10 protein-coding genes are annotated in these 12,397 nt (G+C 66.6%); 8 read left to right on the forward strand and 2 right to left on the reverse strand.

The window, feature by feature from the left end:
- Positions 1-155: 155 nt before the first annotated feature.
- Complete coding sequence (locus tag MTX34_RS09855; RefSeq protein ID WP_243609297.1) at positions 156-722, reverse strand: ribonuclease H; 567 nt, start codon at positions 720-722, stop codon at positions 156-158.
- A gap of 182 nt (positions 723-904) precedes the next feature.
- Between MTX34_RS09855 and MTX34_RS09860 the strand changes: the two genes are divergently transcribed.
- The 5 genes from MTX34_RS09860 to MTX34_RS09880 all read left to right on the forward strand — a co-directional run bounded on the left by MTX34_RS09860 (position 905) and on the right by MTX34_RS09880 (position 5,500).
- Positions 905-1,852 carry a DNA-3-methyladenine glycosylase gene (locus MTX34_RS09860; RefSeq protein WP_243609298.1) on the forward strand — a complete coding sequence of 316 codons (948 nt, stop codon included), beginning with the start codon at positions 905-907 and terminating at the stop codon, positions 1,850-1,852.
- Between the two features lie 51 nt (positions 1,853-1,903).
- Positions 1,904-2,848 carry an aldo/keto reductase gene (locus MTX34_RS09865; RefSeq protein WP_243609299.1) on the forward strand — a complete coding sequence of 315 codons (945 nt, stop codon included), beginning with the start codon at positions 1,904-1,906 and terminating at the stop codon, positions 2,846-2,848.
- Positions 2,849-2,909: 61 nt separating this feature from the next.
- On the forward strand, positions 2,910-4,175 hold the full coding sequence (locus MTX34_RS09870; protein WP_374639260.1) for a multidrug effflux MFS transporter: 1,266 nt from the start codon (positions 2,910-2,912) through the stop codon (positions 4,173-4,175).
- 37 nt (positions 4,176-4,212) lie between these two features.
- Positions 4,213-4,689, forward strand: a complete 477-nt coding sequence (locus MTX34_RS09875) for a DUF309 domain-containing protein (RefSeq protein WP_243596578.1) — start codon at positions 4,213-4,215, stop codon at positions 4,687-4,689.
- Positions 4,690-4,795: 106 nt separating this feature from the next.
- Positions 4,796-5,500: a hypothetical protein gene (locus tag MTX34_RS09880; RefSeq protein WP_243609300.1), complete on the forward strand. Its 705-nt coding sequence runs from the start codon at positions 4,796-4,798 to the stop codon at positions 5,498-5,500.
- Here MTX34_RS09880 and MTX34_RS09885 read toward each other — a convergent pair.
- Complete coding sequence (locus tag MTX34_RS09885) at positions 5,478-6,242, reverse strand: deoxyribonuclease IV (protein ID WP_243596580.1); 765 nt, start codon at positions 6,240-6,242, stop codon at positions 5,478-5,480. The genes MTX34_RS09880 and MTX34_RS09885 overlap by 23 nt on opposite strands.
- A gap of 74 nt (positions 6,243-6,316) precedes the next feature.
- On the opposite strand from MTX34_RS09885, the gene MTX34_RS09890 reads away from it, so the two are divergent.
- The 3 genes from MTX34_RS09890 to MTX34_RS09900 all read left to right on the forward strand — a co-directional run bounded on the left by MTX34_RS09890 (position 6,317) and on the right by MTX34_RS09900 (position 12,372).
- Positions 6,317-7,051, forward strand: a complete 735-nt coding sequence (locus tag MTX34_RS09890; protein WP_243609301.1) for an ABC transporter ATP-binding protein — start codon at positions 6,317-6,319, stop codon at positions 7,049-7,051.
- Positions 7,052-7,104: 53 nt separating this feature from the next.
- A complete protein-coding gene (locus MTX34_RS09895; RefSeq protein ID WP_243609494.1) occupies positions 7,105-9,627 on the forward strand; it encodes an ABC transporter permease in 2,523 nt (840 codons plus the stop codon).
- Between the two features lie 183 nt (positions 9,628-9,810).
- Complete coding sequence (locus tag MTX34_RS09900; protein ID WP_243609302.1) at positions 9,811-12,372, forward strand: alpha/beta fold hydrolase; 2,562 nt, start codon at positions 9,811-9,813, stop codon at positions 12,370-12,372.
- The last annotated feature ends 25 nt before the right edge of the window (positions 12,373-12,397 follow it).

Genomic DNA, 12,397 nt, shown 5'->3' on the forward strand with positions numbered 1-12,397 from the left:
CCTCGGATGCAGCAGCGACCGCGGATGGCTGTGGGGGGTGGATGGAGTGCACAGCGCGCTCGACGCCTCCGATGCGAGAGAATGCGAATTGACTGAAATGTCGCAATACTACCGAGTGCCAATGCGCAATTCCGATGTCGAGCAGCAATGCGTGCTCAGAACAGAGTCGGAACCACGTCTTCCGACGTCTCCCGTGGCGCAGCGGCCGCCTTCCTGGTGGGCCCCGAATCCGCAGCTGTCGGTGCAGGTGCCGTGTCTGTGGGTGCAGATACGGCCGGTGACACCGCACCACCCGCGGCCACGGCTCGCGCGGCCTCTCCGGCCAACGCATCGGCCGCCTCGTTGAAGTGATTGCCCACGTGACCTCGGACCCACCGGAACCGGACCGGACCCTCGCGATCGGTGATAGCTCGCTCGATGCTCTGCACCAACTCCAAGTTGCGCACCGGAGTACCGCTCGCGGTTTTCCACCCCTTGCGCTTCCACCCTGCGAGCCATTCGGACGCGCATTTGATGGCGTACTGCGAATCGGACTCGATCAACAGCGGCTCTGGCCCGGGGTGCGCCGATACCGCCTCGAGCAGGGCTCTGAGCTCGGCGACCTGGTTCGTGCCCGAGGGCTCACCGCCGGAGTTGCTCGGCCCTGTGTGGTTGACCCACGCCCACCCGATTGCTCCGCCGGGGTTACGCAGACACGAGCCGTCCGTACTCACGATGATCACGGTCCCAGACCCTACGTCGGGGCACCGACAAACTCGGGGTGACTCGCGCACGAACAGCGAAGCGACTTGCCGGACGGTACCGAGGCCACCGGCGTCGGCCACGGAGGCTCGTCGAAGGTGTCGAATATCGGTCTGTCAGGCACACTCGGTCTACCGGCCCCGATCGTCAGGAGGTGGCACCGATGACCGGCACCACCGACCCCCGTGCCGCAGCTCCGGACGGGATCGCACGCCACGTCACGTCGCAGCAGCGAATGGACGTGCGGATGTCGGTATCGCCCCTGCGCCGAGGCCGCGGCGACCCCACCTACGAGTCGACCGCCGACGGCGCGGTCTGGCGCACGTCGAGAATGAGCTCGGGTCCGGTGACGTACCGCTTGATGCAGGCCTCGAGAACCAGCGTGCAGGCCCGAGCGTGGGGTCCCGGCGCACCCGAACTGCTGGACGCGGTGCCCGCCCTGCTCGGCCTGGACGACGACGCCTCGACGTTCGCGCCGGAGCACCCGATTCTCCAGGAAGCCCACCGGCAGTTGCCGCACCTGCGGCTGGGTAGAACGGGTCTGGTGCTCGAGGCCCTGATTCCGGCGATCATCGAGCAACGCGTGCACGGCATCTCGGCCTTCGGATCGTGGCGATACCTGGTGAGCAAGTTCGGCGAGAAGGCACCGGGACCGACGCCGAAGCCGATGTTCGTCTTTCCCACACCCGACGTGTGGCGTCGCATCCCGTCGTGGGAGTACCACCGCGCCAACGTCGACCCGGCCCGGTCCAAGACCATCGTCCGCGCCGCGCAGGCGGCCGGACGCCTCGAGGAGGCGTCGACGATGACGTCCGAGGATGCAGCGCGCAGGCTGCAGGCGATTCCAGGTGTGGGCGGCTGGACGGCGGCCGAGACCGCGCAGCGCGCTCTCGGCGATCCCGACGCCTTGTCGGTGGGCGACTATCACCTGGCGTCCGTCGTGGGGTGGTCGCTGCTGGGCCGACCCATCGACGACGCGGAGATGGTCGAGTACCTGCAGCCCTTGGCACCGCACAGACATCGCGCGATTCGTCTGCTCTACCTGAGCGGGAAAGCAACCAAACCCAAGTTCGGTCCTCGAACGGCACTGGTGGATCACACGTGGCATTGATCCCTCGCCGCTCGTACAATCGAGTTGTTCGCCAACGTAAGGGGTTTGTCCGTGGTTGCCATCGGTAGTTCCGATCTGAACATCTTTCCGCTCGCTCTCGGCGGGAACACTTTCGGCTGGACCAGCAACGAGGCTGCATCCTTCGAGATTCTCGACGCCTTCACCGCGGGCGGAGGCAACTTCGTCGACACCGCAGACTCGTACTCGGCCTTCGCCGACGGCAACTCGGGCGGCGAGTCCGAGACGATCATCGGCAACTGGACCCGAGCCCGTGGCAACCGGGACAACGTCGTCATCGCCACCAAGGTCAGCCAGCATCCCGAGTTCCGCGGACTGGCCCCGAGCAACATCCGAGCCGCCGCCGACGCGTCGCTCTCCCGGCTGCAGACCGACCACATCGACGTCTACTACGCGCACTACGACGACGAGAAGACTCCGCTGGTGGAGTCGCTCGCCGCGTTCGACGAGCTGGTCCGAGCAGGCAAGGTTCGGCACGTCGCCATCTCGAACTACACCCCGGCGCGGGTGCGTGAGTGGCTCGAGCTGGCGAAAGCGAACGGGTTCGCTGCTCCGATCGCGCTGCAGCCGCACTACAACCTGGTCGCGCGCCGCGATTACGAGGGCGAACTGCAGAATCTGGCCGTGGAGAACGGCCTCGGAGTGTTTCCGTACTTCTCCCTCGCCGCCGGGTTCCTGACGGGCAAGTACCGCACCCGCGAGGACTTGGCCGGCAAGCAACGGGAACGCCTGACCACGGGGTACTTCTCCGACGCCGGTCTCGAGGTGGTGCAGGGTCTGCGCGAGATCGCCGAATCGCGATCGGCGGAAGTGTCGAGCGTGGCCCTGGCCTGGCTGCTGGCGCGCCCCGGCGTCACAGCCCCGATTGCGAGCGCGAGTACGATCTCCCAGCTACCGGCCCTGCTCGACGCACCGGCATTGGCTTTGACCGGCCAGGAAGTGGAGAAGCTGACCGTACTGTCCGACGCCGTGGCGTAGAACACGAAAGTTGTAGACAGCAACTGGGAACAGAACGAGTGCCCCGGTTGCTGATCCTCGGGTGGCCCAAGCACCGAACACGTCAACAGCCGAGAACGCCGTAGCCGAAGCACCGGTACCGATCACGTCCCCCGAGCCGACGTCCAGGGAACGCCTGCGGGTGATTCTCGTGCTCGGCGCGCTGATCGCCCTCGGTCCGCTGACCATCGACATGTACCTGCCGGCGCTTCCCGCCATCGCCGACGACCTGAACACCCCGTCGTCGGCCGTGCAGCTCACCCTCGCGGGCACATTGATCGGGCTCGCCCTCGGCCAACTCGTGATCGGCCCCCTGTCCGACATCGTCGGTCGCCGCCTCCCCCTGATCGTCGGCACGGGAGTGCACATCCTGGCGTCCGTCGCCTGCATCGTGGCTCCCAACATCGCCGTTCTCGGAGGCCTACGCGTCGTGCAGGGTCTCGGTGCTGCCGCTGCTGCCGTGGTCGCGATGGCCATCGTGCGAGACCTGTTCAGCGGCCGCGCGGCGGCAACCGTCCTGTCCCGGCTCATGCTCGTCATGGGCGTCGCACCCGTGCTGGCTCCCTCGCTCGGCGGTGCCGTGCTGTTGGTCGGATCGTGGCGTCTCGTCTTCGCGGCGCTGGCGATCATGGGCGTCGCTCTGATGACACTGGCCATCGTGTCGCTGCGCGAGACTCTGCCGCCCGAGCGTCGCCGTGCACGCGGGGTCATGCCGGTGCTGCGCACCTACCGCTCGCTGCTGCGCGACGCTCAGTTCGTGGTGCTCGTTCTCGTCGCCGCACTGGCGATGTCCTCGTTGTTCGCGTACATCGCCGGGTCGTCGTTCGTCCTGCAGGAGGAGTTCGGCCTCGACGAGCAGCAGTTCGCGATCGTCTTCGCCGCCGGTGCGATCTCGCTCATCGGCGCATCGCAACTCAATGTCCTGCTGCTCGGGCGCTTCGCTCCCGTGCAGATCGTGTTGGCGGCGCTGTCGTTCGCCGTGCTGTCGGGTGGGGTCATGGCTGTGCTGGCGATCGCCGGGATCGGCGGCATGGCCGGCTTCGTGGTTCCGCTGTGGTTCGTGCTCGGTGCCGTCGGATTCGTGATGCCCAACGCCCCGGCGCTCGCGCTGTCCCGGCACGGTGAAGCGGCGGGCGGTGCCGCAGCACTGCTCGGAGCGGCCCAGTTCGGACTCGGTGCCATCGTCGCCCCGATCGTCGGCGCACTCGGGAACGACGCGGTAGCCGTGTCCACGACGATGGTCGTGACCTCCGCCGCCGCTTTGCTTGCTCTCGGCGTCATCACCACGCGCTCGTCGTCCCGTCGATGAGCTCGCCGCGGGGGCGGCACACACTAGGGTGACGGCCATGGCCGAACGCGAACGTGATGCGCAGGGTAAGCCCCTCAACGCACGGCCGCGAGACGGTCTCGGTCGTCCGCTTGCCCGAGGCGGTGCCGGAACCCCGCGGGTGCCCGACGACCTACGGCTCCCACCTGCCGCAGCTATCGTCGAGGCGCAGAAATTTCTGGACGCGAACATGCCGTTCCATGCGCACGAGGTACTCGAAGGCACGTGGAAGAGCTGCCCAACCGACGAGCGGCCGTTGTGGCAGGGCCTCGCCCAGCTCGCCGTCGGGTTGACCCATCTGATGCGCGGCAATCGCGTCGGTGCCGGTTCGCTCCTCCGGCAGGGACACGACCGTCTGATCGGTTTCGAGCCCGACCCTCCCCACGGTCTGGATGTGGCCGGTCTGTTGCGCTGGTCCGAGGGCCTGCTCGACGACCTGGAGACCGGAACGTTGCCGATCGCTCCAGGCATACCGGCATTACGCGCCACCGACTGAACCGATCCCGACAGGGGCGACCTGACATTCGACGCCCGGCTCGAGCTAGCCTGATGGAGATTAGGTAAGGCTAGGACAATCCGATTCGGAAGTGGGGTTCCTCGGCGTGACCGTGTTCGCACCGCTACGACTCGCGCACCGCGAGACGATCAGCCCGGCCCAGCTCGGACGCACTCTCTGCACCGAGGTGGCCGAGCAGGTTCCGTACTGGGTCGCCGTCCTGACACCGGCCGAGCGCCCGTTGCTCACCGAACGGCCCACGTCGTTCGAGCAGACCTCGGTGACATTCGCGGTGCCGACCGGCGTCCACCCGCCCCGCGTCCTGCTGCTTGCAGCTCTGGGATCGGCCGTGTGTACCTGGCAGAGAAACAACTGTCGCGGATCCTCGGCCGGTGTGCTGGTCGACCTCGATCTCGAGGGCACCGCGGCAGTTCACCCGGTCCGGCTCCCCGCGGTCCACGCCGACGCACTCACCGGCGCTACCCAGGGCAAGCACCTTCTCGACGACGTCTCGAGCCGACTCGCCTCGGTGCCAAACGGTGGCCGCGACTACGCACTGACGCGTAACTACCCAGCTCTGGCTTCGCGCGCGGGAGCGCAGATCATCGTCCGTGACGATGCCCTGGCAGAGCCCAGCCGCGATCACGCCATCGACATCGCCATCACCGCAGCAGGGTCCGGTGCCGCCCAAGCACACGTGACCTGGGCTGCGAATCTTCAAGGAATCGACGAGCTGATCCGGCTCTGGACGGAGGCCGTCCACCGGCTCGCGACGACGACCTCCGCCACTACAGGCTCTTCAGCAGCCTGACGTCGTCCTCGATCCCCTCGGGCGGAGTCTCGAGGATCACCGGCGCATCGGCAGCCAGAGCGACGGCGGTCAAAATTTCGGCGTCGATGGTTCCGGTGCCGAGATTCGCGTGCCGGTCCCTGGCCGAGTCGAACTCGTCGCGCGAGTTGTTCAGGTGCACCAGATCGATGCGTCCGGTGATGGCCTTGATGCGGTCGACCACGTCGACCAGATCCTCGCCCCCGGCCCACGCATGACAGGTGTCGAGGCAGAAACCGGCACCGAATTCACCGATCGCGTCCCACAACCGGGCGATGTCGTCGAAGTGGCGCGCCATCGCGGAATCTCCGCCCGCGGTGTTCTCGACGAAGATCGGCACCGCGAAGCCACCCTGCTCGGCCTGCCGCTCGAACAGCTTGCGCCAGTTGTCGATTCCCTTGGCAGTATCCTCGCCCTCGCGAACGTGGCCGCCGTGGACCACGAGTCCGATGGCCCCGATCTCGGCGGCAGCGGCAGCCTGCTCGACGACGGCCTTACGTGACGGAATCCGAATTCGATTGTTCAAGCTCGCCACATTGAGGACGTAGGACGAGTGCACCACCACGTCGACGTCACCGCTGAGCAGCGCCTCCCCTTGCGGATGCGGCTCGAGCTTGTTCCACTTCTGCGGATCCGTGAGGAACATCTGGACGAGGTCGACGCCGAGCGCCTCGGCCGTACCGAGAGGGTCGCTGCTGTCGCGGACATGTGCTCCGATACGCATGATGTCCATCATAGGGTGGTGTTCAGGGTCTCCCCTGATAGCGACCGGCGCAGAACGCTGGAACACTGGCACGCATGAGCGACATTGCCGCACGCGCGGTCGACGTATCGAAGGTCTACGGTTCAGGGGACACCCAGGTTCACGCACTGTCCGGGGTGAGCGTCGATTTCGCGCGCGGAGAATTCACCGCCATCATGGGCCCGTCGGGCTCGGGCAAGTCCACACTGATGCACTGCCTGGCCGGCCTGGACACTGCATCCTCGGGAACGGTGACCATCGGCGACACCGAGCTGACAGCGCTCTCCGACAAGGAGATGACCGGATTACGCAGGGACCGAATCGGATTCGTGTTCCAGGCCTTCAATCTGGTGCCGACTCTCACCGCTCTGGAGAACATCACGCTGCCCCTGGACATCGCCGGCCGCGCACCGGATCAGGCCTGGCTCGACACCGTGGTCGACAAACTCGGCCTGCGCGATCGCCTCGACCACCGCCCCAGCGAGCTCTCGGGCGGCCAGCAGCAGCGAGTGGCGTGCGCCCGAGCGCTGGCCGGCCGACCCGACATCGTGTTCGGCGACGAGCCGACCGGCAACCTGGACTCTCGCTCGTCCGGTGAGGTGCTGTCGATTCTGCGCACTGCCGCAGACGAATTCGACCAGACCGTCGTCATCGTCACCCACGATCCACGCGCGGCCAGCTACGCCGACCGCGTCGTGTTCCTCGCCGACGGTGCCGTCATCGATCAGCTGAACTCGCCCACGGCCGACGCCGTACTCGAGCGGATGAAGAAGCTGGAGACGGCCCGATAATGGCGCACTCGGTAGCCAAGAAGGCTCCACGACGGGTGGCGTCGGGCAATCCCATGCGCAAGGTCTCCCTGAGAAACCTTGCAGCACACAAGGTTCGGCTGGCACTGACCGTACTGTCCGTCGTGCTCGGCACCGCGTTCGTCGCGGGTTCGTTCGTCTTCACCGACACCCTCCAGCGCACCTTCTCCTCACTGTTCGCCGACACCGCGCAGGGCGCGGACGTTCGCGTGAGCCCCGAGGACGCGCGCTCCTCCGGCGTGCCGAACGAGGACATCGCGGCGATCTCGGCGTTGCCGAACGTGCGCGCCGTGTCCCCGTACGTGGGCGGTCAATTGGTGCTGCTGGGGTCGGACGGTGCCGCGGTGCAGTCCGGCGGCGCACCGACCATCGGTGAGTCGTACCTCCCGGACGACCAACGACTCGGTGATCCGACGACCTTCGTCGACGGCTCTGCTCCCACCGCTCCCGGGCAGGTCGCGATCAACGCCGGCGGTGCCGAGCGTGCCGGGCTGAAGGTGGGCGACGCGAGCCAGGTCCTCGTCCCCTCCAAAGGCATCACCGACATCACGATCGCCGGAATCTACTCCACGCCAACCGAATCCGGCGGCTACATCGGAATCCAGTTCGTCCAGAGTCAGGCGAACGAGTTGTTCACCGACGGTGCCCACGTGCAGTACATCGACGTCGCGGGCAACGATCTGGCCGCGCAAGGGCTGACTCAGAGCGATCTGCGCGACGAGGTCGCCGCGGCGTTTCCCGATCTGAAGGTCCAGACGGCCGCGGACGTGCAGGCCGAGACTCAGGCCGAGGTCGAATCGGCCCTGTCGTTCATCAACTACTTCCTGCTCGCGTTCGGTGGAATCGCCCTGCTCGTGGGCACCTTCATCATCTACAACACGTTCTCCATGATCGTCGCCCAGCGAGTACGCGAATTGGCCCTGCTGCGTGCCGTCGGAGCCAGCCGCGGGCAGGTCAGCCGATCGGTCGTCCTCGAAGCGCTCGTCGTCGGCATCATCGGAAGCGTGCTCGGCTTCGCAGGCGGAGTCGGTCTGGCGTACGGCCTCCGGGCACTGCTCAACGCGTTCGACCTCGGCCTACCGTCCGGATCGCTGGCGCTCGAGCCCCGCACGGTGGTCGTTGCCTTCGCGGTGGGCATCGTCGTCACCGTCCTCAGCGCATACGCACCGGCCCGGCGAGCGGCCAAGATTCCGCCGGTCGCCGCGATGCGCGAGGAGTTCGCCTCTGCCGGCGACACCCTGCGCACCCGAACGTTCGTGGGCATCGCACTGGGAATCGCCGGCGCAGCCGCGCTGGTCGTCGGCGCGCAGTCGACCGGCGGAGCGGCCGCGGCCACCGTCGGCGCGGGTGCCGTTGCGCTGATCGTCGCCACCGCACTGGCCGCACCGTCGCTGTCACGGCCGATCGTCGGGGCGCTCGGTGCCGTCATCACCCGCCCGTTCGGAGCCATCGGGCGCTTGGCCAGGACGAATTCGGTGCGCAATCCGCGGCGCACCGCAGCCACCGCGTTCGCTCTCATGCTCGGCCTCATGCTCGTGACCGTGATCGGCGTGCTCGGATCCACCGCCAAGGCCAGCGTCGACTCACTCGTCGACACCGGCGTCGAGGCGGACTACATCCTCTCCGGCCCCCAGTCGATCGGCGTTCCGACCGGTGCGACGACGGCCGCGCAACAGGTGACAGGCGTGGATCGCACTGCGGTGCTGCACCCGGTGTTCGTCACGATCGCAGGCGAGGAGGAGTACGGCGCCGCCATCGACGGCTCGCCGGAAGGACTGCTCGAGCTGTCGATGGTCCAGGGCACTGCAGATCTGGACAGCAACGGGTTCTCGGTCTCGGAGACCGAGGCCGCGGCGCGCGGATGGACCGTCGGGACCGAGGTCACGTTCGACACCGTGGACGGAGCCTCCGTCCCGGTGACGGTCACCGGAGTGTTCACCGACAATCCGCTGATCGGGAACTGGATCGTCTCCGGCGACATCTATCAGGAAGTGACGCCGTCCATCACCAGGTCCGACCTCCTGGTCCTGGTCAAGGCCCAGCCCGGTACGGACCTGAGCACACTGCGCACCGACCTCGAAGCCGCCACCAAGCCCTTCGTCGTGGTGCAGGTTCAGGACGTGGAACAGTTCAAGGGCAGTCAGGGACAGCAGATCGACACGCTGCTCGCCGTCCTCTACGGCCTCCTGGCTCTGGCCGTCGTCATCGCAGTACTCGGCATCGTCAACACCCTGGCTCTGTCGGTCGTGGAGCGGCGTCGGGAGATCGGCATGCTGCGTGCGATCGGAATGCAGCGACCCCAGGTCCGACGCATCATCTACCTCGAATCGCTGCTCATCGCGCTGTTCGGCGCGATCGTGGGCGTCGCCCTCGGCATCGCGTTCGGGTGGGGATTTGTGCAGACCCTTCGTGACGAGGGCCTGGGCAGCATGACCGTGCCGTGGGGTCAGGTGGTGTCGATGCTGCTCGGATCCGCCGTCGTCGGAGTACTGGCGGCCCTGTGGCCGGCCGTGCGGGCCGCCCGCACGAAGCCGTTGGAAGCAATAGCCGACCTCTAGGACGAGGTCCGAATCGGACCGGGCATTCCGCAACGACACCCGATTGTTGTGGAATGTCCGGTTTTCGGCTTGCACAAAAAGGTCGTACACGTCTACCTTCGAGGAGGTAAAACAGTCTTCAAGTAGGTTTGCGGCTCGTAAACCTACTTCGCCACCGCGGTTCGGGCTCGTACAAGGAGAATCATGTCGATTCAGGACATCGATGCGCCGACCCGATTGGCTCTGGCCCCATTGTGCCGACCCGAACGCCGCGACACGTTGATGGCCCGCTACCGCGAGGTGGCGCACGCCCTTCCGGACGCCGTCGCACTCACCGCGGACGACGCCTCGCTCACCTTCGACGAACTCCTCCATCGCGCGTACTCGCTGGCCCGCAAGATCGCCACACTGTTTCCCGCCGATTCTCGGCCGCTCGCGGTCGACGCCGACGCCACGACGGATTCGATCGTGCTGATGCTGGCCGTCGTCGCCGCAGGCCATCCACTCGTGCCCCTCGACCCCATGCTGCCCGCCGAACGGCGCGTCACGATCATCGACCAAGCCGCCGCGACCGCGATCGACTTCGCCACCGTCACCGCCACCATGGACTCCTGCGTTCCGTTGCCGACCCTGTCGGGCGACCACACCGCGGTGATCAACTACACCTCGGGCTCCACCGGCACCGCCAAAGGTGTGATCCTCAGCCACCGGATGTGCCTGACCAAGGCGTACGAGGTCGCGAACGCGTTGGCTCTCGGCCCACACGACCGCGTCGGAAACTCGCTGCCGGTCAGTTTCGGTGCCGGCCTGAACACACTGTTCGCAGGACTGCTCGCCGGTGCAGCGGTGTATTGCCGCGACCCTCGATCAGGCGTCCCCAGCAGCACCGTCGAGTGGATCGCCGCGAATTCACTGACCACGCTGCACTGCTCGTCGTCGCTGCTGCGCGCGGTGTCCGCTTCCGACCACCGACCACCCGACCACACAGACGGCGGGCGCGCAGCCGTACCGACTCTGCGCATCGTCACCACGTACGGCGAGTCACTGCACTCCGACGACGCCGACGGTTTCAGACGGAAATACGGCAGCCGGACCACGGTGGTCAACTGGTACGCGACCACCGAGGCCGGTGCCGTCGCCTACGACGAGTACCCGTTCGATCGAGTTCTGCCCTCGGGCTTCTTGCCTGCCGGTAGGCCCATCGCAGGCAAGCTCGTCGAAGTCGTCACCTCCGACGGGTCGACCTGTGCACCCGACGTGATCGGCGAAGTGCGGGTCACGTCGAATTGCCTGGCCGACGGTTACCTCGGCGGCGCCGGTCCTGACTCCCAACGATTCGCGGCACTCGACGACGGCCTGTTCCGATACCGCACCGGTGATCTGGGAAGACTCGACGAACACGGGACGCTGCATCTGGCCGGACGCATCGACGACGCGGTCAAGGTACGGGGATATCTGGTCGAGCCGGCCGAGGTCGAGGCAGCCCTACGCGCCATGCCGGAGATCGGCGACGCCGCGGTGATCGGTAGGAACTCCGGCAACGGCACCGACCTCGTCGCCTACGTCTGCGCAGCCCGATCCGGTCGACGACCCCCGGTCGCCGAGATCAGGGCTTCGCTGCGCCGGACGTTGCCGGAATGGATGGTGCCCGCTCACATCGTGGCGCTCGACGTGATGCCGCGCAACGAACGCGGCAAGGTGGACCGACGGGCACTGCCCGAGCCGGCCGATCGGCGTGACCTGAGCCCAGCTGTCGGACCGACCGAATACATGGTCGCAGCCGCCGCACGCGAGGCAATCAAGCTCGACACGATTGGGCGCGACGAGGACTTTCTCGAACTCGGTGGCACTTCGTTGACTATGACTGCACTACTGACCAGGCTCCGCGAGGAGTTGGAGGTGGATCTCAGCCCGGAGGACATGTTCGTGTCCACCACGGTCCGCACTCTCGCCAGAGCTGTCGATACGCGACTCCGCGAAACGGCGAGCACCCGCCGCCGCGCCGCAGGCGAGCACGGCGTATTGGTACCGCTGCGAGTAGGCGGCTCTCGGCCACCCATCTTCTTGATAGGTGGCGCGGGCACAGGAGCGATGGGGCTTCTCGTGCTGGCCAAGCACATCGATGCAGAGTTTCCCGTGTTCGCGCTACAGGCTCATGGCCGGAGCAAGCGCGGACGTCCGGACCGGACGATCCCACAGATGGCGGCGCGATACGTCGAGGCTGTGCAAACGGTGCTGCCCGAGGGGCCTTTTTACCTCGCAGGCCACTCCCTCGGCGGATGGATTGCCATCGCCATGGCACAGCAGATCCGCGATGCCGGTCTCGGCGAGCCCCATCTGCTGATTCTCGATACGCGCCTGTTCCGTCCCATCTTGGACAGGCTTCCTGGCGGTGGGGACGTACCGGCTGCGCCGGTTCAGACCGCGGTCGACCCAGGCTTCCGGATCGGAATTCGCGGGGTCATCGCGCACTGGTTCCGCGTCCGATTCGCCGGTTTGTTTCGTTTCTCGACGACCAACGAATGGTTCGTCTTCGCCAGCATCGGGTACAAGGCACTAGCAAAGCATGCGATCACTCCGTGGTCGGGTTCGATGACCGTCGTTCGTACGGCGGAGAATACGAAAGATCTTCGCTCGTGGCGGACACTGGTTCGAGGTGAACTGAAGTTCATCGATATAGAAGGAGCGCACATAGACATGTTGCGCGAACCCATGGCACGGAGAGTCGGCAAGATTGTCGGCGACACTTTCGGCGGTACCCACTGACGTACGCGGACACCCAGGATGGGCT

This window comes from Rhodococcus sp. ARC_M5, assembly GCF_022810405.1.
Lineage (GTDB): Bacteria > Actinomycetota > Actinomycetes > Mycobacteriales > Mycobacteriaceae > Rhodococcoides > Rhodococcoides navarretei.